Annotated in this window: 17 protein-coding genes, 1 pseudogene and 1 other annotated feature; of the genes and pseudogenes, 12 read left to right on the top strand and 6 right to left on the bottom strand. The window is 42.7% G+C overall.

The window, feature by feature from the left end; genetic code table 11:
• Positions 1–94: 94 nt before the first annotated feature.
• Complete coding sequence (locus C6H66_RS07225) at positions 95–733, bottom strand: YtjB family periplasmic protein (protein WP_065389374.1); 639 nt, start codon at positions 731–733, stop codon at positions 95–97.
• 115 nt (positions 734–848) lie between these two features.
• On the opposite strand from C6H66_RS07225, the gene serB reads away from it, so the two are divergent.
• The 4 genes from serB (at position 849) to C6H66_RS07245 (ending at position 5,901) form a co-directional block, all read left to right on the top strand.
• Positions 849–1,826, top strand: coding sequence for a phosphoserine phosphatase (serB, locus tag C6H66_RS07230; RefSeq protein ID WP_065389375.1), 978 nt, complete (start codon positions 849–851; stop codon positions 1,824–1,826).
• A 21-nt stretch (positions 1,827–1,847) separates the two neighbouring features.
• Positions 1,848–3,230: a DNA repair protein RadA gene (gene radA, locus C6H66_RS07235; protein WP_046397359.1), complete on the top strand. Its 1,383-nt coding sequence runs from the start codon at positions 1,848–1,850 to the stop codon at positions 3,228–3,230.
• Between the two features lie 13 nt (positions 3,231–3,243).
• Complete coding sequence (gene nadR, locus C6H66_RS07240; RefSeq protein ID WP_046397362.1) at positions 3,244–4,479, top strand: multifunctional transcriptional regulator/nicotinamide-nucleotide adenylyltransferase/ribosylnicotinamide kinase NadR; 1,236 nt, start codon at positions 3,244–3,246, stop codon at positions 4,477–4,479.
• Positions 4,480–5,154: 675 nt separating this feature from the next.
• The gene (locus C6H66_RS07245) at positions 5,155–5,901 is read left to right on the top strand and encodes an ABC transporter ATP-binding protein (protein ID WP_046397358.1); all 747 of its coding nucleotides are present in this window, start codon (positions 5,155–5,157) and stop codon (positions 5,899–5,901) included.
• Positions 5,902–5,939: 38 nt separating this feature from the next.
• Here the strand turns inward: C6H66_RS07245 and ettA are convergent, their stop codons facing one another.
• Complete coding sequence (ettA, locus tag C6H66_RS07250; protein WP_105395285.1) at positions 5,940–7,607, bottom strand: energy-dependent translational throttle protein EttA; 1,668 nt, start codon at positions 7,605–7,607, stop codon at positions 5,940–5,942.
• A 370-nt stretch (positions 7,608–7,977) separates the two neighbouring features.
• On the opposite strand from ettA, the gene sltY reads away from it, so the two are divergent.
• Both sltY and trpR read left to right on the top strand, forming a co-directional pair.
• Positions 7,978–9,894, top strand: coding sequence for a murein transglycosylase (gene sltY / locus C6H66_RS07255; RefSeq protein WP_105395218.1), 1,917 nt, complete (start codon positions 7,978–7,980; stop codon positions 9,892–9,894).
• Positions 9,895–9,953: 59 nt separating this feature from the next.
• The gene (gene trpR / locus C6H66_RS07260; protein ID WP_065389380.1) at positions 9,954–10,274 is read left to right on the top strand and encodes a trp operon repressor; all 321 of its coding nucleotides are present in this window, start codon (positions 9,954–9,956) and stop codon (positions 10,272–10,274) included.
• 35 nt (positions 10,275–10,309) lie between these two features.
• Here the strand turns inward: trpR and yjjX are convergent, their stop codons facing one another.
• Positions 10,310–10,840 (bottom strand): inosine/xanthosine triphosphatase, encoded by a 531-nt coding sequence (gene yjjX, locus C6H66_RS07265; protein ID WP_049583776.1) that lies wholly within the window; start codon positions 10,838–10,840, stop codon positions 10,310–10,312.
• A 54-nt stretch (positions 10,841–10,894) separates the two neighbouring features.
• On the opposite strand from yjjX, the gene gpmB reads away from it, so the two are divergent.
• Entirely contained in the window at positions 10,895–11,542 is a 648-nt protein-coding gene (gene gpmB / locus C6H66_RS07270; RefSeq protein WP_036812296.1) for a 2,3-diphosphoglycerate-dependent phosphoglycerate mutase GpmB, read from the top strand.
• Here the strand turns inward: gpmB and robA are convergent.
• Positions 11,539–12,414, bottom strand: a complete 876-nt coding sequence (gene robA, locus C6H66_RS07275; RefSeq protein WP_036777055.1) for an MDR efflux pump AcrAB transcriptional activator RobA — start codon at positions 12,412–12,414, stop codon at positions 11,539–11,541. The two genes, gpmB and robA, sit on opposite strands and share 4 nt — an antisense overlap.
• 383 nt (positions 12,415–12,797) lie before the next feature.
• Between robA and creA the strand changes: the two genes are divergently transcribed.
• On the top strand, positions 12,798–13,283 hold the full coding sequence (gene creA / locus C6H66_RS07280; RefSeq protein ID WP_046397355.1) for a protein CreA: 486 nt from the start codon (positions 12,798–12,800) through the stop codon (positions 13,281–13,283).
• 73 nt (positions 13,284–13,356) lie between these two features.
• Here the strand turns inward: creA and arcA are convergent, their stop codons facing one another.
• Positions 13,357–14,073: a two-component system response regulator ArcA gene (arcA, locus tag C6H66_RS07285; protein ID WP_036777051.1), complete on the bottom strand. Its 717-nt coding sequence runs from the start codon at positions 14,071–14,073 to the stop codon at positions 13,357–13,359.
• A gap of 664 nt (positions 14,074–14,737) precedes the next feature.
• Positions 14,738–14,857 (top strand) — a sequence feature (Thr leader region).
• A 25-nt stretch (positions 14,858–14,882) separates the two neighbouring features.
• Between arcA and thrA the strand changes: the two are divergent.
• From thrA to thrC, 3 genes and pseudogenes are all read left to right on the top strand, one after another.
• Positions 14,883–17,343 (top strand): annotated as a pseudogene (gene thrA / locus C6H66_RS07290) (bifunctional aspartate kinase/homoserine dehydrogenase I).
• A 2-nt stretch (positions 17,344–17,345) separates the two neighbouring features.
• Positions 17,346–18,275: a homoserine kinase gene (thrB, locus tag C6H66_RS07295; protein ID WP_105395219.1), complete on the top strand. Its 930-nt coding sequence runs from the start codon at positions 17,346–17,348 to the stop codon at positions 18,273–18,275.
• Between the two features lie 3 nt (positions 18,276–18,278).
• On the top strand, positions 18,279–19,571 hold the full coding sequence (thrC, locus tag C6H66_RS07300) for a threonine synthase (RefSeq protein WP_105395220.1): 1,293 nt from the start codon (positions 18,279–18,281) through the stop codon (positions 19,569–19,571).
• A gap of 56 nt (positions 19,572–19,627) precedes the next feature.
• On the opposite strand, the gene yaaA is transcribed toward thrC, so the two are convergent.
• Positions 19,628–20,404, bottom strand: a complete 777-nt coding sequence (gene yaaA, locus C6H66_RS07305; RefSeq protein WP_105395221.1) for a peroxide stress protein YaaA — start codon at positions 20,402–20,404, stop codon at positions 19,628–19,630.
• 373 nt (positions 20,405–20,777) lie between these two features.
• On the opposite strand from yaaA, the gene C6H66_RS07310 reads away from it, so the two are divergent.
• The gene (locus tag C6H66_RS07310; RefSeq protein ID WP_146111029.1) at positions 20,778–21,893 is read left to right on the top strand and encodes an MFS transporter; all 1,116 of its coding nucleotides are present in this window, start codon (positions 20,778–20,780) and stop codon (positions 21,891–21,893) included.
• The last annotated feature ends 285 nt before the right edge of the window (positions 21,894–22,178 follow it).

A 22,178-nucleotide genomic window follows, 5' to 3' on the forward strand; every position in this document is an offset into this window, starting at 1 on the left:
CGGACATTTGTTTCTTAGCAAATATGCGAATGGATTGAATTATTGGTGATTGTCAGAATCAATCACCAAGGTGAAATAATGATTTAGCGAGAAATTATTTCTCTTTTTCTTCACTTGATTTGCTGTTGGCTGTCAGTAAATAAGGCGATTGCTGCCAGCGGCTTGGGGCTAATTGCAATAGGTTATGTGCCAGAATAAAACCAATTGCTAAAGCGAGTAAAATCATGATCCGAAGTAAGTTAGTCGTGTTATCCACCTGCTTGGACTCTGTTGCCAATTTGTGGGTATCCAGTGTCAGGCGTAGAAAACCTTTTGGCTCCTCTTTTCCTGGGATGGGTGTGACTATCTGGTAGTTAAAATAGCTGCCGGCTTTTTTACCATCCAAAGATAGACGATCCCGCACCGAGACGTCCTCTCCGCTATGGGCAACCTGTGTTCCATTGTTAAGATAAACACTGGCATCAAGTATGCGGCTGTTTGTCGTTAGATGATGTAAATTAGCCTGTATTCGCTCATTATTAAGATCTTTGCTGCCACTCTCCATATAATCAGATAAGCTGAATGCGACTTGTTTTGCCAAGGTTTTTGCCAATTCCTCAAATTGATCCATCTGGGCTTGTTGGTGAGAACGGCTAAAATAAGAAACGCCCTGCATTAGAAATACTAATAAAGCAATGCAAATCAATATAATAGCTGTTTTATGCAGTCGGAATTTTAATTTAGCTTTGATCATCGTTATCTCTTCCAAGCTTTGGCCAACGCCATGTTGCCAGATGCAGTACAGAGAGGATAGTTTGAAGCGCAATTTTTTGCTGTTAAATCATGTGGGATTACAGGAGTAGGGATTAATGTCTAATAATCTGGCTTATCACTATTTGCCGGAAGAGGTCCATAAGTGGCCGGGATTACCACTTTCGTTAAGTGGTGAAGAAGTTATGCCATTGGATTACCGGGCTGGTGACAGTGGCTGGTTGATATATGGTCGTGGCCTGGATAAACAGCGTATCAGTAATTTCCAGCATCGGCTTGGCGCTGCTATTGTCATCGTCTCTTCATGGCGCATTGATGATTATCAGGTGGTACGCATTGCCGGAAATTTGACTACGCGTATTAAGCGGCTAGCCGATGAATGTCGGTTGGATGTGGTTCCGTTGGGGCAGATCCCAAGGTTGCGGTCACCGGGTTTGCTTGTGATGGATATGGATTCAACGGCAATTCAAATTGAATGTATTGATGAAATAGCCCGTTTGGCTGGCGTAGGTGATAAAGTCGCTGAAATTACCGAGCGAGCGATGCAAGGAGAGTTGGATTTTTCTGATAGTCTGCGGGAACGAGTTGCTCAGTTGGCAGGGGCTGATGCTGATATTCTGCGGCAGGTTGTCGAAAATTTACCACTTATGCCGGGGCTGACCAGTTTAGTGCGTAAGTTACAATCCCTTGATTGGCATGTGGCGATCGCGTCGGGTGGTTTTACCTATTTTGCTGACCATTTGCGTCGGAATTTACGTTTGATGGCGGCGGTAGCCAATCAGTTAGAAGTAAAAAATGGCAAGTTGACAGGTAAGGTTATCGGGCCAATTGTTGATGCTAAGTATAAGGCTGCTACATTGGTGAAGTTGGCGAAAAAACTGGATATCCCATTGGAACAGACTGTCGCGATTGGTGATGGCGCTAATGATTTGAAGATGATCCGCAAAGCAGGGTTAGGTATCGCTTACCATGCTAAACCGAAAGTTTATGCACAGTCGAAAGTAACCATCCGTCATGCTGATCTCATGGGAGTATTGTGTGTGTTAAGTTGTGGTCTCAAACACGAAGAGCGTTAATAAAGTTTTTAGGAGTGCAGAGTGGCTAAAGCAGCAAAGCGGGCATTTGTCTGTAATGAGTGTGGAGCGGATTATCCTCGCTGGCAGGGGCAATGTAGTGCGTGTCATGCCTGGAATACCATTACTGAGGTGCGCTTGGCCGCAGCGTCTTCTTCCCGTAATGACAGGTTCAGTGGTTATGCGGGAGATGCTGGCGTCAGCAGAGTTCAGAAATTATCAGAGATTAGTCTGGAAGAACTTCCTCGTTTTTCTACCGGATTTAAAGAGTTCGATCGGGTGCTTGGCGGCGGGGTTGTTCCCGGTAGCGCGATTCTGATCGGCGGTAATCCGGGAGCCGGGAAAAGTACCTTGTTGTTGCAGACGATGTGTCAGTTGTCTGCGCAGATGAAAACTTTATATGTCACCGGGGAGGAGTCGTTACAGCAAGTTGCAATGCGTGCGCACCGGTTGGGGTTGCCGGCTGATAATCTGAATATGTTGTCAGAAACCAGCATTGAACAAATTTGTTTGATTGCGGAGCAGGAGCAGCCAAAGTTGATGGTGATTGACTCCATTCAGGTGATGCATATGGCGGATATCCAATCTTCGCCGGGGAGTGTCGCTCAGGTGAGAGAGACTGCCGCTTATCTTACTCGGTTTGCTAAGACTCGTGGTGTTGCCATTGTTATGGTCGGTCATGTGACCAAAGATGGTTCGTTGGCGGGGCCGAAAGTGTTGGAACACTGTATTGATTGCTCTGTGATGCTTGATGGTGAAGCGGATTCCCGCTTTCGCACTTTACGTAGTCATAAAAACCGTTTTGGGGCGGTTAATGAGCTTGGTGTATTTGCCATGACAGAACAGGGATTGCGTGAAGTGAGTAATCCATCGGCTATTTTCCTGAGCCGTGGCGATGAAGTTACCGCGGGCAGTTCTGTCATGGTGGTGTGGGAAGGGACTCGTCCTCTGTTGGTAGAGATTCAGGCGCTGGTGGATCATTCCATGATGACCAATCCACGGCGGGTGGCTGTGGGGTTGGAGCAAAACCGGCTGGCTATTCTGTTGGCGGTCCTTCATCGTCACGGAGGTTTGCAAATGTCCGATCAGGATGTGTTTGTGAATGTGGTGGGGGGCGTTAAGGTCGCGGAAACCAGCGCGGATCTCGCTTTACTGCTCTCTTTAGTCTCCAGTTTTCGGGATAGGCCGTTACCCCGTGATTTAGTTGTATTTGGCGAAGTCGGGTTGGCAGGAGAAATCCGCCCTGTTCCCAGTGGGCAGGAACGCATATCCGAAGCCGCTAAACATGGTTTCAAACGGGCGATAGTGCCTTATGCCAATATGCCAAAAAAAGCGCTGCCAGAGATGCAAGTTTTTGGTGTGAAAAAGTTGGCGGATGCGTTATCTGTTATGGATGATTTTGATTAAACAGGGAGGAGATATGGGCCAATTTGACTACCTTAAAGAAGCGATTAAACAGACAGGTTGTACGTTGCAACAGGTTGCCGATGCAAGTGGTATGACCAAAGGTTATCTCAGTCAATTAATTAATGACAAAATTAAAAGTCCCAGCGCCCAAAAACTGGCTGCCCTCCATCACTATCTGAGGTTGCAATATCCTGTACAAAATAAAACGGTTGGAGTGGTATTTGGCAAGTTTTATCCCTTGCATACCGGGCATATCTATCTGATTCAACGGGCCTGTAGTCAGGTGGATGAGTTGCATATTATGCTTTGCCATGATGAGCCTAGAGATCGGGAGCTGTTTATAAGCAGTTCTATGTCTCAGCAACCCACGGTGAGTGATCGTCTGCGCTGGTTGCTACAAACGTTTAAATATCAGAAAAATATTCATATTCACTCTTTTGATGAACAGGGAATTGAACCTTATCCACATGGTTGGGGTGTGTGGAGTGAAGGCATGAGAGCTTTTATGGCAAAAAAAGGCATTAATCCAACTTATATATACTCCAGCGAAACTCAGGATGCTTGCCGATATAAAGAGCATTTAGGAATTGAGACAATTCTTATCGATCCACAACGTTCATTTATGAAAATCAGTGGTCGGCATATTCGCCAGGACCCATTCCGCCATTGGGAATATATTCCTACGGAAGTGAAACCTTTTTTTGTTCGTACCGTAGCGATTCTTGGTGGAGAGTCCAGTGGTAAATCTACGTTAGTTAACAAATTGGCAAATATTTTTAATACGACAAGCGCTTGGGAATATGGTCGTGATTATGTTTTTTCTCATCTGGGGGGAGATGAGATGGCGCTGCAATATTCGGACTATGACAAGATTGCATTAGGGCAAGCTCAGTATATTGATTTTGCCGTAAAATATGCGAATAAAGTCGCATTTATAGATACCGATTTTGTCACTACCCAAGCATTCTGTAAGCGATATGAAGGACGTGAACATCCGTTTGTTCAGGCATTAATTGATGAATACCGATTTGATTTAGTCATTTTACTGGAAAACAACACCCCTTGGGTTGCTGATGGTTTGCGTAGTCTTGGCAGCGAACAGGATCGTAAAGAGTTCCAGCAACTGTTGGAGGATATGCTGAAAAGTAATAGTATTGAATATGTCAATGTGGATTCACCTGATTATGATCAGCGCTTCCTACGTTGTATTGAACTCATTCAGCAACTTTTAGCGGCTAATCCTAAATGACACGTTAGTTGAATCGTTTGTAATTAGGTTTATATATAATATTTTATATGATAAATTAATAAATATATATCCAATCACAATATGCATTGTGGGTGGATATTTTTATTTCCTGTAAGTAATAAAATATATAACAGCTATTAATATTTTTGATACTTCTATTGATTATTTATTTCTTGAATAAAAACAAAATTAATAATTAAATACTTCCCGGTTGATTTATAAATAAAAGTTCTTGGGTTTTTGATTGGTCTGGGAATAAGAGAGGGTTGATTTCTTTATTAATAATTTAATGTTCGATGTGTAGCTGTTATTATGATGGTTAAATATTAATTTTAACATGTTGTTATGATATTAAGGTGTTTTTATCTATAAAAAATTATTTGTCTGATGTTATTTTTTTATTTGTACTAACAAGATAGTAGCCTATTGTTAATGAATGGTTGGTAGGAGTGGGTTGCTCTTGTTTAGTAAAATTTTGATTTTAGCATGCAGATAGTCATTTGAAATAGTCACTGGTAGAAATATTGATATACTTTCAATTGAGATATTTCTTATATGATTTTCCCTCGTTTGTGTAATCTTATAATGATGAATATCTGTATTTTTACGGATTGCTCTGGCTGTAAGAGTTACTGATAATGCCAGATTTCTTACACTATTAATTATGCTGAGATAATGAATTTGAATCAAATCGCTACGATTGAAGCCATTGATATTTCATATGGTTTTTCGAAAAGTAAAGCTAACCAGAAAATGATTTCAGACATCACTCTTTCTATTTTTCCAGGTGAATTTACTTTGATTAATGGGGATCTCTGTTCAGGAAAAAGTACTTTGCTGGCAATGATTTCTGGGTTATTGCCTCTCGACGGAGGAAAAATATTAATTGCTGATAATGAATTGGGGAGGATGAATAACTTCGAGTTAGATAGATTTCATTTGATAAATTGTGGTTTTATCTTTCAAAGAATTAATTTATCTAATGAACTTACGGTTCTGGATAATTTGCTATTATCTCTTTCTTGTGGAATCACGACTTCTCATCAAGAAGCAACAGTCAGGGCAACCAAGGCACTGAATATTGTTGGTTTGAAACATAAGAAAGATATATATCCCAAGGAATTACGTGATAATGAAAAACAACGGGTGGCAATAGCCAGCGCCATTGTGAAAAGTCCTCGGTATTTGTTTGCTGATGAGCCAACCCGTTATCTTGATAATGATGACTGCCAAATAGCGATTGATATCTTAAATTTTATTGCTCATAACCAAAGAGGCACGGTTGTTGTGGCTTCACAGGATAATAGGCTTATCAAACATGCAGATCGTATTATTACGTTGAAAGAAGGAAAGATTATCCATGACACGTATCTTACACATAGCATAATGAATAAGACTATGAGTTTATATCTAAATAATTGAGCGGAAAACGGCCTGTCTCCAGGCCATTTTCAATATGATTATTTGCTGATTCTCTTATATTTAATGCGATGCGGTTCCAATGCTTCTGCTCCGAGAGTCCGCTTTTTATAGTCTTCGTATTCACTAAAGTTACCTTCAAAGAAAGTGACTTTACCTTCATCTTGGTAATCAATGGTGTGGGTTGCGATACGATCAAGGAACCAACGATCGTGGGAAATAACCATCGCACAACCTGGGAATTCCAGCAAGGCGTTTTCCAGTGCGCGCAAGGTTTCAATGTCCAGATCGTTGGTTGGTTCGTCGAGCAACAGCATGTTACCGCCAACTTGCAGTAGTTTAGCCAGATGCAGCCGTCCTCTTTCACCACCAGACAACTCACCGACACGTTTGCCTTGATCAACACCTTTGAAGTTAAAACGGCCAACATAGGCGCGACTTGGCAGCTCGAAGTTACCGATACGCATAATATCCTGACCGCCGGAAATCTCTTCCCAAACGGTTTTCTTATCATCCATGCTGTCACGGAACTGATCGACAGAAGCGAGTTTGACGGTTTCACCTAACGTGATAGTGCCGGAATCGGGCTGTTCCTGGTTGGAGATCATACGGAACAGGGTAGATTTACCGGCTCCGTTAGGCCCGATAATCCCAACAATCGCTCCTTTTGGCAGAGAGAAGCTCAGATTATCAATCAGAACCCGGTCGCCATAGGATTTGGTTAAATTTTCCACTTCCAGAACTTTGTCGCCCAGGCGTGGCCCAGGTGGAATAAACAGTTCGCTGGTTTCGTTACGTTTCTGGTATTCAACGCTATTTAATTCTTCAAAACGGGCCAGACGTGCTTTACCTTTTGCCTGACGGCCTTTCGGATTTTGGCGAACCCATTCCAGCTCTTTCTCAATGGATTTACGACGTGCGGCTTCTGTTGCGGCTTCTTGAGCCAGACGAGCATCTTTCTGTTCCAGCCATGAAGAGTAGTTACCTTCCCACGGAATACCTTCACCACGGTCAAGTTCCAGAATCCAACCGGCAACGTTATCAAGGAAGTAGCGGTCGTGGGTAATGGCGACAACGGTACCTTCGTAATCGTGTAGGAAGCGTTCCAGCCAAGCGACAGATTCGGCGTCAAGGTGGTTCGTAGGCTCGTCCAGTAGCAGCATATCGGGTTTTTCCAGCAGTAAGCGGCAGATTGCCACACGGCGTCGCTCTCCCCCGGATAGATGCTCGATTTTTGCATCCCACGGCGGCAGACGTAGGGCATCAGCGGCACGTTCAAGCTGGTTATCAAGGTTATGCCCATCGTGGGACTGAATAATCGCTTCCAGTTCACCTTGCTCTTTAGCCAGTTTGTCAAAATCAGCGTCAGGATCAGCATAGGCTGCGTAGACTTCATCCAAACGAGTCAGCGCGTGTTTTACCTCGCTGACTGCTTCTTCCACGGCTTCGCGGACAGTGTGCTCAAGGTTTAATTTAGGCTCTTGTGGTAGATAGCCAATTTTAATTCCTGGTTGTGGGCGAGCTTCTCCTTCGATATCTTTATCGATGCCAGCCATAATGCGCAGTAAGGTCGATTTACCGGCGCCATTAAGGCCAAGGACGCCAATTTTTGCTCCTGGAAAGAAACTCAAGGAGATATTTTTCAGAATATGACGTTTCGGGGGAACAATTTTACCGACCCGATGCATGGTGTAGACGTATTGAGCCACGTTGCTATAAGCCTCGCTATCTCTGATGGTGATAATGCCTGTTTTGCGAAGCAAGTCGCATGGACAGGGCGCGTTGATACCTGATTATATCTGTTTAGGTTATTGATGTTCATCTGAACACGATTTGTCACAGTTTACCCGATTTAAGTTAATAAACTCTAGAACCCAATTGCTCGAATAAAATGATCTTAGGTTGAGCTTATTAAAGTGAATCAATCTATTAGATAAAAAACTTACCTGCTACGAATATGTGGTTAAATATCTCATCATAGGGTAAATTGATGTGGTAAATGGTAGTAATTATATTATTATGCTGTCTATACATTCGTAATATTAACCTATTTGATTGATCTCCGGAAGGAGCGTGATAATGGCTAAATGGCAATACCTTGCGGTAGCTGTAGGGTTGGTTTTTATCTCTATAGCAGCAAGCGCTGATTCTCTGGAAAATCAGCGGCAGAGATATCAGCAAATTAAACAAGCGTGGAATGTCGGCGATAAGGCTGAAATCGCGAGGCTGATGCCAACGTTGAAAGACTATCCGCTTTATCCTTATCTGCAATACCGGGAGCTGACTCAGGATCTGTCACTTGCTACATCAACGCAGATCCGTGATTTTACGGATCGTCATCCTAATCTGCCTCCCGCACGTTCTTTATCATCCCGTTTTATTAATGAGCTTGCACGCCGCGAAGATTGGCGCGAGGTATTGGTGTTCACTCCTACTGCACCGAAAGCTATTACCGCCCGCTGTCATTACTATTTTGCTAAATGGGCTACGGGTGAAGAACAGGTTGCCTGGCAGGGAGCGAAAGAGATTTGGTTGAATGGTCGTTCTTTGCCAGCCAGTTGCGATAAATTATTTGATGTTTGGCAGCAAACCGGCCATTTATCAGCGAAACTGATATTACAGCGTATTAGCCTGGCGTTAAAAGCGGGGAATACGTCACTGGTCAGTTACCTCGCTAAACAATTGCCACTGGGATACAAAAGTATCAGTGAGGGCCTGATTAAATTGCAGGATGATCCTGCGACTGTAGAGGATTTTGCTAATCATACCGGGCCGACTGATTTTACTCGTGTCGCCACTTTAGCGGCTTTCTCGCGTTTCGCACGTCAAGATCCGGAACAGGCAAGAGCGATCATCCCATCAATTGTCAGAGTGCAAAAGATGAATGCAAGTGAACGTCAGCAATTAAAAGAGATTATTGCCTGGCAGTTAATGGGCGAGGTGAGCGATGAACAAGAAAAGTGGCGTGATGATGCGATTCGCGATAGCCAATCTGTTGCATTGCTTGAGCGTCGTGTTCGTTTGGCGTTGGGTCGTGCAGATGAGCGTGGTGTAGCTCAATGGATAAAATTGCTACCGTTAGAGAAGCAGAACAAAGAAGAATGGCGTTATTGGCAAGCTAACATTCTATTGGCGCAGGGTAATAAAAGCGAAGGTGAGGCGATATTGCGTAAGCTGACAGAAGGCCGTGGTTTTTATCCAATGGTTGCTGCGCAGAAACTGAATGTCAGCTATCCGCTGGTGATGAATAGCGCAAAAAAGCCAGATGCTGCTATTGCTTCAATACCAGAAGTACAGAGAGTGAGAGAACTACTATATTGGCAAATGGATAATCTTGCTCGCATAGAGTGGAGCTACCTGGTCGCCAGCCAAGATAAATTAAAACAACAGCAACTGGCGCGTTATGCTTTCGATCAAAGATGGCCAGCTCTGAGTGTACAGGCGACAATAGCTGGAAAAATGTGGGACTACCTTGAAGAACGTTTTCCATTGGCATGGCTGCGGGAATTTAGTCATTTCACTGCAAATAAAGGCATTTCTCAAAGTTATGCGATGGCGATAGCCCGTCAGGAAAGTGCCTGGAATCCGCAGGCCAGTTCGCCAGTCGGGGCCATTGGGTTAATGCAGGTGATGCCAAAAACGGCGGAGGATACGGTTAAGAAAAATGGAATCCAAGGATATATAAACAGTAGCCAACTTATAAACCCACTGACAAATATCGAAATCGGTACTGCTTATCTTGAATCGGTTTATCAGCGCTTCGGAAATAATCGGATACTTGCCAGCGCTGCCTATAATGCCGGACCAACTCGGGTAGAGCGCTGGTTATCTAACAGTGATGGGCGACTGGATGCGATAGCTTTTATTGAAAGCATTCCATTTTCTGAAACTCGCAATTATGTCAAAAATGTTTTGGTTTATGATCTCTTCTACAGTCATTTCATGGGTAAGTCATCAAATGTGCTGACTAACGCGGAGTGGCAAAGGCGTTATTGATTTATGGCAAACTATGTTATGCTGCTGTACTAGTTAAATAGTATGATGACTAATTGATTATGACGACGAATCATCTGACAGACCCGGCACTTTCGCCGCAAGATCATGAAGATTGGCAATGTTTCGTAACATTACTCCAACAGGCTTTTGCTGAAAATCTACAGCATCCGATTTTGCAGTTATTCTTGACGCCAGATGAACGGACAGCACTGGCTACCAGGGTACGAATCATCAAGGAGTTGATGAATGGAAAAATGAGTCAACGTGAGCTGAAAAATGAACTTGGAGTGGGCATTGCGACTATAACGCGCGGCTCTAATAGCCTGAAATTTGCTTCAAACGATGTGAAGGCTTGGTTGGAACAGCAATTACTGAAATAGCAGGCCGCCGACTGCGGCCTATGGTGAGCGCCTGTTTAACGGGCGTTCAGTTCTTTATAAATTTCATGGTGTACCGGCACTAAAGCGAGTATCAGAGCTTGGTGGTACACACTGGTACGAGTCAGTATGCCATCAGTAAAAAAGCCAATCGCCCCATCTTTCTGTTTGATGTTATCAATGCCTGTAAGGTAGGCCATTTCATGGCCTAATTCCCGACCTTCTCGAATGCCATCAAGAATTTTTTCTGGCAGCATTAAACTGGCTGAACGAGATTCTCCGCGAATTTGCTGATATTCCACCACCATCCAGGCAAAGGTCATATCGTCTTCAATACCCGCTTCCACACCGACCCAAAAATCTGCTTCAGGACGAACTTGTCTGGCAGCCATGACACGCTGACGGGCGCCGGTACGGGTTTCCGTGTTACCAATAGGTTGTTGTGGGACGCTACTGTCTACATTGATATCTTCGATCCGATAAGTACCTGGCCCAAAAACATCATCAAAGGCGAGACTAATGGCTTTAATTTTTGCAGGGTTGGTGGTTGCGGCAATAACGTGATACATAATAGATGAGTTATCCTTTGAACGAGTATTTACGCAGTATAACGGAAAATGAAAATGTTACAGGTATATCTTGTTCGGCATGGGGAGTCCGAATGGAATGCGGCACGTCGTATTCAGGGACAATCTGACAGCCCTTTGACCGAAACAGGCGAACATCAAGCCAGATTAGTGGCGCAAAGAGTAAAATCTGAAAGTATTACCCATGTTATTACCAGCGACCTTGGACGGACACGTCGAACGGCAGAGATCATTGCTGAGGTTTGTGGTTGTGAAATTATTCTGGAGCCACGTTTGCGCGAATTGCACATGGGGGTGCTGGAACGCAGAAATATTGATTCCTTGACCTCGGAAGAGGAGAACTGGCGTAAGAAAGTCCTTGATGGCACGCCAGGGGGACGTATCCCCGAAGGCGAATCGATGGATGAACTCGCTGTGCGTATGAGAGCTGCACTGGAAAGCTGCCGTAAGTTGCCGGTTGGTAGCCGGCCGTTGTTAGTCAGTCATGGCATCGCTTTGGGATGTTTGGTTAGCACGATACTGGGATTGCCCGCCCATGCTGAACGTCGTCTTCGCCTGCGAAATTGCTCTCTGTCTAGAGTGGATTATCAACAAAGTCCGTGGCTGGCGTCAGGCTGGATTGTAGAAACGGCAGGCGATATCACACATCTGGATACGCCCGCACTGGATGAATTACAACGTTAATGCTGGATAGGAATGAGATACTGAAATTCGATGATATGGTTCGCCGCTTCCTTATCCCTATCATTGGTATTGGTAAGGTAATATCGTTCGATATCGTATCCTTTCCTACGCGTCAGGTTTAGCATTGGCAGGCAAATACCGTAGACGGTAAACAGGAAATCCTGTAAGCCATCTTTGGTGCCGTAGTAACTAAATGAGACGTATTCTCCAGCCGGTAATGTAACAGGTTGGCTGCCTGCCACATCAAACTGGGCATATTGGGGTTCTACCGCCGTTGTGTACAACACGGTTTGTTCATCTTCTTTTTCTGGATTGGGAGTCGCATGATGAAGGCCATAAAGTACAGGAGGTAACACTTCTGCATTTTGCAGATAATATGTCCAGAAATTGTGTCGCATTTCAGTACAAAAACTGGACCATTGTTCCAGCGTATAAGAACAGGTCTGTTCTATACCAACCAGTGGCTGTTCCTCTAGGGTGAGATAGGTTGCTTCGGGAATATACCTTTTATCCAGCAATATGGGCGGGCAAATACCCGTGGCGCACCACTCCTCACTGAGACGATAAAGTGCAGGTGTTTTATTAAATTGTTTTTTAAATGCGCGAGTGAAAGTTTGTTGGGAGTCAAACTGGTACTGTAAAGCAATATCCAGAATAGGGCGGCTGGTTAAACGTAAAGCAACGGCTGCCCGTGATAACCTTCTGGCACGGATATAGGAGCCAATAGCCTGGCCGGTAATGTCTTTAAACATACGTTGCAGGTGCCATTTAGAATAACCTGCTTTAGCTGCAACATTATTGAGTGATAATGGTTGATCTAGATGATTGTCTAGCCAACGTAATAAATCACGAATGATGCCGGTTTGATCCATACATCTCCTTAGTCATTAAGACCAGAAAGAACAATATAAGAACCTATACTACTAGGCTATTTTGTTTGCCATTTGAACAGGCCCATAGAGTAAGTAAAACGAATCATTCCTATGTATTGCATATCTGTTTTGGTGTCTGTGTGCTGTTGGTGTTCATAATTTATTGACAAGCGTGGCATTCAACAATAACTCTACTGGATATAAGCACTAAGTGTAAAACAAGTCTTATATTTACAATAGGATACTTATTCGTATTATTATTTCACTCATTACTTTGTGAAATTATTCTAATAAGTAATTATTGTTATTAGAGGGTATTACCGACTATTTGGTATATTGGTGGTGAAATTTTACGCTGAATTAATTAAGGCACGAGACTATATATGTTAAAAATCATAAAGATACTAGTAACGACAACATTGTTGTTCATACCTGTGGCGACTCAGGCAGAAGAGATTGGTTCGGTAGACACTGTTTTCAAATTTATCGGGCCTGATCACAAAATTGTCGTGGAAGCATTTGATGATCCTGATGTTAAAAATGTGACTTGCTACTTGAGCAGGGCAAAAACAGGCGGAATAAAAGGGGGTTTAGGGCTTGCGGAAGATACTTCTGATGCGGCGATTTCTTGTCAGCAGGTTGGGGAGATTGAACTAGCAGACAAGATTAAAAAGAGCGGCAAAAAAGGTCAGGTGGTTTTCCAGAAACGAACTTCACTGGTGTTTAAAAAACTTCAAGTTGTCCGCTTCTATGATGCAAACCGTAATGCATTAGTCTATCTGACATATTCCGATAAGATGATCGATGGTTCACCGAAGAATGCAATCAGCGCTGTACCGATTATGCCGTGGAAGACGGTAGGGAATTGAGGGGCAGGATGGGTTCCCACAGGGATATCCCATCCTGTCATTTTTAGAGGCTTACTGACACTGGCAGTTCAAGTTATGCTTCCAAATCACCACAGAAACGATAGCCTTCGCCGTGAATGGTGGCGATAATTTCCATCGTATCTGGCGTCGATTCGAAATGTTTACGGATGCGGCGAATCGTTACATCAACGGTACGGTCATGAGGTTTCAATTCACGACCTGTCATTTTTCTCAGTAAATCTGCGCGCGTTTGGATTTTGCCTGGATTTTCACAGAAATGAAGCATGGCGCGGAACTCGCTGCGCGGCAATTTATATTGCTCGCCCGCCGGGCTGATCAGAGAACGGCTATTGATATCTAATTCCCAACCGTTGAATTTATAACTCTCAACTTGGCGACGTTCCTCGCTGACATTACTCAGATTCATGGTACGAGAAAGCAGGTTGCGGGCGCGAATAGTTAATTCACGCGGATTAAATGGTTTGGTGATGTAATCATCAGCACCAATTTCCAAGCCAAGGATTTTGTCTACTTCGTTGTCACGGCCGGTCAGGAACATCAAGGCGACATTTGCTTGCTCACGCAGTTCGCGGGCAAGCAACAAGCCATTTTTGCCTGGAAGGTTGATGTCCATAATCACCAAGTTAATGTCATTGTTTGACAGAATGTGGTGCATCTCTGAACCATCGGTGGCTTCATAAACTATATACCCTTCAGCTTCGAAAATGCTTTTTAGGGTATTGCGAGTGACAATTTCGTCTTCAACAATCAAAATGTGCGGGGTTTGCATGGTTGCTACCTAGAATCGCTTAAAAATAAATCAGAATGATTCAAACTACTCTTATCTCAGGATATTTACTGGTTATTATTTGTCATCACTGAAATTATAGTTTAAATCAGTAATAACATTTATTGATATGTTTTACACTGAAAGTAAAAGTTGCTTTTCCTTTGGTGGGCATATACCCAAAAAACTGGTTAAACAGTGTTATGTTAGTCCATTAACAGCAATATAACAGCTTGCAATGCATTTACCATCTAAAAAAACTACCTTTTATTGACGTACATCAAAATTGATTGTAGCACGTTAATATTATTTATATTGGTTATTTTATACCTTGTATTCTGTCATGCAAATGACAAATTTCTGTTAACGTACAGAGTGGTTTTGTACGGAAAATAATCTCTGTTGAGTTTGGCAGTGAACAAAAATAGCTGATTTTTACGAAAAGATAAAATATATTGTTAATTTTGTTAAAAATGGATTTAACAACTAAAAAATTGGCTTCAACAAGAAATATTTGTTTGTCTTGATGACCATGAGATAAATTATTCCAGTACTAAAAATATCGAAAAAATAAGATTGTTTAGAGAAAATGTTTGACTTTGTGCACAGATTCATTTAACCAATATAGGGTCGAACCCATTAAATGACAGACAGGAACCTATGCAAACTATCAGCCTGAAAACCACAATTATTATCACCACCGGAACCACAGGTTGCGGGGCGGGCTGACGCATACATAAAACAGAGAAAAAAGCCCGCATCCAAATCAGATGCGGGCTTTTTTTTGGCGCGGAATCAGGAGAAAAATGTTAATGCGAGTGCTTAAATTTGGAGGAACTTCGGTCGCTAATTACCAACGTGTGCTGAGCGTTGCCGATATTGCAGAAAAAAAAACTTTCTCAGGGAGGAGTTGCATTGGTGCTTTCCGCACCGGCAAAAATTACCAATCATTTAGTGGCGATGATTGAAAAAACGGTCTCCGGGCAAGAGATCATTACCCATATGCATGATGCTGAGCAGATCTTTGCTGATTTATTACAGGGATTGGCGCAGGCGCAACCCGGTTTTGCTTATGAACGGTTAAAAATGATGGTTGAGCAAGAACTTGCGCAATTAAAACAGGTTCTGCATGGTATTTCGTTACTGGGTCAATGCCCGGACAGTATTAACGCTTCCCTGATTTGTCGTGGTGAAAAACTCTCTATCGCCATCATGGAGTCTGTATTGCAGGCACGTGGTCATAAAGTCACGGTGATTGATCCAGTGAAAAATCTGCTGGCACAAGGTCATTACCTTGAATCTACGGTAGACATCAACGAATCCACTAAGCGTATTGCTTCTCTGAATATTCCTGATGACCATATTGTCCTGATGGCTGGATTTACGGCCGGAAATGATAAAGGGGAGCTAGTTGTTCTGGGGCGTAATGGTTCTGACTATTCCGCTGCTGTTTTGGCGGCTTGTTTGCGGGCTAAATGTTGCGAAATCTGGACTGATGTGGATGGTGTTTATACCTGTGATCCCAGAATTGTGCCGGATGCGCGGCTACTAAAAGGCATGTCCTATCAAGAGGCGATGGAACTCTCTTATTTTGGCGCCAAAGTGTTGCATCCACGGACTATTGCCCCGATTGCTCAATTTCAGATCCCCTGTTTGATTAAGAATACCGCTAATCCAGATGCGCCGGGAACACTTATCGGTGACGGGCAGAAAGATGAAAGTACGCCGGTAAAAGGGATTACCAACCTGAGCAGTATGGCGATGATTAACGTATCAGGCCCTGGTATGAAAGGGATGGTGGGTATGGCAGCAAGGGTATTTGCTGTCATGTCTCGCAAAGGGATCTCTGTTGTGCTAATTACTCAATCATCTTCAGAATACAGTATCAGCTTCTGTGTGCCTCAACGTGAATTGGAACGTGCGCGTCAGGCGCTGAGTGAAGAATTCTATCTTGAACTGAAAGAGGGTGTACTTGATCCTTTGGATGTGATGGAAAATCTTTCCATTATCTCGGTTGTTGGCGATGGTATGCGTACCTTGCGTGGCATCTCTGCCCGTTTCTTCTCGGCATTGGCACGCGGTAATATCAATATCGTTGCCATTGCACAGGGGTCTTCTGAACGTTCTATCTCCGCGGTTATCGATAATGAAATGGCAACGACAGCCGTTCGTTTGTGCCATCAGATGTTATTTAATACCGATCAGGTGATTGAAGTTTTTGTTGTCGGCGTTGGTGGTGTAGGCAGTGTTTTAATTGAGCAGATCCGTCGTCAACAAACCTGGTTGAAACAAAAGCACATCGATTTAAGGGTATGTGGTATTGCTAATTCACGGGCGATGCTGACGGACATGAGAGGCATTTGCCTTGATAATTGGCAGCAATGTTTATCAGAAGCCACAGAACCTTTTAGTTTGAGTCGTCTGATCCGTTTGGAGAAAGAGTACCATTTGCTGAACCCGGTGATAGTGGATTGTACCGCTAATCAACAAATTGCCGATCAATACGCCAGTTTCCTGAGTGATGGCTTCAATGTGGTCACGCCGAATAAAAAAGCCAATACATCGTCGATGGCTTATTATCACCAGATTCGTAAGGCAGCAGAGAAATCTAAACGCAAATTTCTGTATGACACTAACGTCGGGGCTGGTCTGCCGGTTATTGAGAATTTACAAAACCTGCTTAATGCGGGTGATGAACTGGTTCAGTTCAATGGCATTCTTTCCGGTTCTCTCTCTTTTATTTTCGGTATGCTGGATGAAGGAATGTCACTATCTCTGGCGACGTTGCTGGCAAAAGAGAAGGGTTATACCGAACCTGATCCGCGTGATGATCTGTCCGGTATGGATGTTGCTCGTAAGTTGTTGATCCTCGCTCGTGAATCAGGTTATGAACTTGAACTGGATGATATTGATGTGGAGCCTGTACTGCCAGCTTCCTTTGATAACGGTGGCAGCGTGGATACTTTCCTTGAGCGTTTACCCTCTCTTGATCAGGTTTTCAGCCAGCGTGTGGCAGAAGCCAAAGGGCAGGGAAAAGTGCTGCGCTATGTTGGCATAATTGAAGATGGCCGTTGTAAGGTGAAAATCGCCGCAGTAGATGGCAATGATCCGCTTTATAAAGTCAAAAATGGCGAAAATGCGTTAGCATTCTACACGCGTTACTATCAGCCAATACCGCTGGTACTGCGGGGATACGGGGCGGGTAATGATGTTACTGCCGCAGGTGTGTTCGCAGATATGCTGCGTACTTTGTCCTGGAAACAGGGAGTTTAATTGTGATTAAAGTTTATGCGCCTGCATCTATTGGCAATGTCAGTGTTGGGTTTGATGTGCTGGGAGCGGCGGTCTCTCCGGTTGATGGTAATTTATTAGGTGATTGCGTTACTGTCCGGGCAGCGGAGAGCTTTAGTTTGCGTAATGAAGGGTTGTTTGTGGGGAAGTTACCTGAGCAGCTGGAGCACAACATCGTTTATCAATGCTGGCAATTATTCTGTCATCATTTTGGTAAACAACTACCTGTGGCGATGACGCTGGAAAAAAATATGCCAATTGGCTCTGGTCTTGGCTCTAGCGCTTGTTCTGTTGTTGCCGGCTTGATGGCGCTGAATGAATTTGCAGGTCTTCCGTTTAGTGAAAGCCAATTACTGGCAATGATGGGGGAACTGGAAGGACGCATTTCCGGCAGTATTCACTACGATAATGTTGCTCCATGTTATCTCGGCGGTTTACAACTGATTATGGAGCAGGGGGATACTATCTGTCAGCCGGTACCTTCGTTTGATGAATGGTTGTGGGTGATGGCTTATCCGGGCATTAAAGTTTCTACCGCAGAAGCCAGAGCGATTTTGCCTGTGAACTATTCGAAGCAGGATGTTATCGATCATGGTCGTTTTCTTGCTGGCTTTATTCATGCTTGTCATACACGGCAACCCGATCTGGCTGCTGGATTGATGAAAGATGTGGTTGCTGAACCGTATCGTACCCAACTGCTACCGGGTTTTGCTAAGGCCCGTGAAACCGCGAAACGGATAGGGGCATTGGCGTGTGGTATTTCTGGTTCTGGCCCGACCTTGTTCTCCATTTGCAATGATATGGCAACCGCAGAGGAAATGGCTGAATGGCTGCAACAGCATTATGTTCAGAATGATGAAGGTTTTGTACACATTTGCCGTCTGGATCTCGCAGGCGCACGACAGATAGGGTAATTGATGAAACTGTATAACTTAAAAGACAACAGCGAGCAGGTAAATTTTGCACAGGCAGTTAAACAGGGGTTAGGCAAACAGCAAGGGCTTTTCTTCCCGCAAGACTTACCTGAGTTTAGTCGGGAAGAAATTGACCAACTGTTGAAACTGGATTTTGTTACTCGTAGCGGCCGCATTCTCTCAGCGTTTATTGGCGATGAAATTCCGCCAGAACAATTGGCGACACGGGTTAAGCATGCTTTTACTTTTCCGGCGCCTGTTGCCAAAGTGGAAAATGATGTTGCAACACTGGAATTATTCCACGGCCCGACTCTGGCATTTAAGGATTTTGGTGGTCGTTTCATGGCGCAAATACTGGCACAAGTTGCTGGTGAGCAGCCAGTAACTATCCTGACGGCGACTTCTGGCGATACGGGGGCCGCAGTAGCGCACGCCTTTTATGGGTTGAATAATGTACAAGTGGTGATCCTCTATCCGCAGGGCAAAATCAGCCCGTTACAGGAAAAACTGTTCTGTACCTTGGGCGGTAATATTCACACGGTGGCAATTGATGGCGATTTCGATGATTGCCAAGCGTTGGTTAAACAGGCGTTTGATGATCAGGAGTTGAAACAAGCTCTGTATCTCAATTCAGCCAACTCAATTAACATCAGCCGCTTGTTAGCACAAATTTGCTACTACTTTGAAGCGGTTGCTCAACTACCAGAAGATAAACGTGAACAACTGGTTATCTCTGTACCGAGTGGGAATTTTGGTGATTTGACCGCGGGTTTATTGGCAAAATCGATGGGATTGCCGGTAAAACGCTTTATCGCTGCCACTAATGTTAACGATACGGTTCCACGTTATCTAGAGGATGGAAAATGGCTGCCTCACCAGACCGTTGCCACGCTTTCCAACGCAATGGATGTGAGCCAGCCAAACAATTGGCCACGTATTGAAGAGCTATTTCGTCGTCAATCTTGGTCGTTAAGTGAATTGGGATATGGCGTAGTCTGTGATGACGTGACAAAAGAGACGATTAAGGCGCTGGCTAAATTGGGTTATATTTCTGAACCTCATGCTGCGGTTGCTTATCGTGTTCTGCGTGATCAATTGCAAGAAGATGAATACGGATTATTTCTCGGTACGGCGCATCCAGCGAAATTTAAAGAGAGCGTGGAACAGATTTTGGGTGAAGAATTACCATTGCCGGAAGCTTTGGCGGAACGGGCTGATTTAAGCTTATTATCCCATCATTTACCGGCAGATTTTGCTGAATTACGTACTTTCCTGATGGAAAGAGTGCCTAAATAGCGATGAGAGTAGGCGCCGCACAAATCATGCGGCGTTTATGGCTGATAATAAAAGCCTTAATGTTGTTCAGGGCGTTTAAATACCAGTTCATTTCCTTTGGACAGTGACTCATCAAAGGCGTAACCATCCAGATTAAACTCCACCAGACGGTCAGTTTGGGTTAACTGATTCTGAATAATAAACCGGCTCATTAGCCCACGGGCTTTTTTCGCGTAGAAGCTAATGATCTTATATTTACCGTTTTTCTCATCAAGAAAGACGGGTTTAATAATTTTACCGGCTAGCTTTTTCGTATTCACGGATTTGAAATATTCATCGGAAGCCAAATTAACTAACACATTATCACCTTGTTGTTCCAGAACCTCATTGAGCTTTTCCGTGATCAAATTTCCCCAGAAAGCGTAGAGATCTTTACCACGTTTATTTTCCAGCTTGATCCCCATTTCCAGCCGGTAAGGTTGCATTAGATCCAACGGACGGAGTACACCATAAAGACCAGACAGGATACGCAGATGATTCTGAGCAAAATCAAAATCCTGATCGGAGAAAGATTCAGCCTGCATACCGGTATAAACATCACCTTTAAATGCCAGAATAGCCTGACGGGAATTTTCTGGCGTGAAATCAGCATGCCATTCGCCAAAACGAGCGGCATTCAGGCCGGCAAGTTTATCGCTGATACTCATCAAACTCGCAATTTGGGCTGGCGTTAGTTTACGGCAAATGCTAATTAGCTGTTCTGACTGGTCGAGTAATGCTGGCTGACTATATTTTTCCGTGGTAAGCGGGCTTTCATAATCAAGGGTTTTTGCAGGTGAAATAGTAATAAGCATAATATTGTCCCGGTTATTCAGATTAAGTTAATTTAACAAAAGATAGGATAATAAAGAATGAGTAACAATGATAGCGGAAACTGTGTATTTAATATCTATGGGGTAACAAACTGATAATTTTACACTCCATTTTATTGACCGATATTACCTTTAATGAGAATAATATTTAAATAATTTATCATGGTATATTTTAATTTAACTTTATATATAAATAAAGTTTTATTGATTGTTTCAATATTAATTTTTGTGAATTTGATCTATTTTTCTTGGATTTTAATAGCGTAATTATGCTAAAAGTAAGAAAGTGTACAATATTACCAGTTTCTTATTTGATTGGAATCGAATGGGTAAAAATGTATAAATGGGGTAAAACATGGAGAATAAAAACAAGCTATTATCCTCTGATATAATATCTATCTTTGGTACAGGAATAAGTGAAATAGCGCTTCTTTCACTTGTATATTCAATTACCAAGTCGGAGATAGATACGTCTTTAATGGTATCTGTGAGGTTAATGGCGAGTATATTGGTTTTTGTGGTTATTGGTGGGTTAACGGCTCGGTTTAATATGCGGGCTATTTGTATTTCTTCGGATTTATTTCGGGCAGTAACAATATTCCTTGCTGTATTTGTGAATAATATATATTTATTATTTTTCATATCTTTCCTGCTGTCATTTTTTTCAGGTTTAAATATATCGATAAGGTCAGCGGCATACCAGGTATTTGTCAGCTCAGAAGAAAGAGTTGCTTTTATATCAAAGCAACAATTCTATTATGGGTTACTCTCTATATCTTCTCCATTGATAGCCGGTTTTTTGATAAATATGATGTCAATACGATCCTTGTTTCTTATTGAATCAATGTGTTTTATTTTATCAATTATATTTCTCTTCTTTATCAGTGATTGGGGAACTAAAATAAAGGAAAAAGATATTTCTATGAAATATGGTGGGTTGGAATATATTATCAAGAATAATACCCAGAGAAATATATTATTGTTCAGGATAAGTATTTTAACTGCAATGGTGTCATACCAAGTGATTTCAACCTATATAATGACTTCTAACTATACAACAATTGTCTCTTTATTTAGTGGATTATATTCGTTTTCTTTTTCTGATTTGGTTGCTTATTTTTCCTTTTTAGCTTCTATTTCAATGTTATTTGGATCTTATTTATCTGGTTGTTATTTTAATATAAGTAAATTAAAAAAAATCTTTCTTTCTTGGCTCTCTTTTGATTGCTGTTGGATCTATTTTTTGGGCCATGCCTTTGTCAAGAATTGTCCTATTATACTATACATTAGGCACTATGCTTATTTTTGTCGGACTCTCTTTTTTAAGGATATCTCTCTATACATCAGGGCAAGAGCTGACGCCAGAAAAATATTTTGCGAAAATAATATCGTCTTCGGATGCAATTTCAAGAAGTTACCAGTCAGACTTTGGTATTATAATAATATGGTTAATCCCTTTGCTAGGAAGTAGTGTTTTATTTGTCTTTTTTGCAATGTGTTCTTTGAGTTCAGTTTTTGTTGCAAAGAAAATAAGCGCTGACGTTGAGAGTAAACTAACATTAAAGTAATTCATTTTGAATGAAATTATTGGCAATAGTTTCAATTTATTGAATTCAGTGAATTATCTCCCTCGGTGTTTTTTCTAATATTCACGACACAGAAAAGTCGTTGCTTGAGTATAAGTATATAAAGCATAATTTATGCGACATTTGCCTCATATCTGACAGATTATTATTGACTAACGATATTGAAATAA

This window comes from Photorhabdus hindustanensis (genome assembly GCF_002968995.1).
Classification (GTDB): Bacteria; Pseudomonadota; Gammaproteobacteria; order Enterobacterales; family Enterobacteriaceae; genus Photorhabdus; species Photorhabdus akhurstii.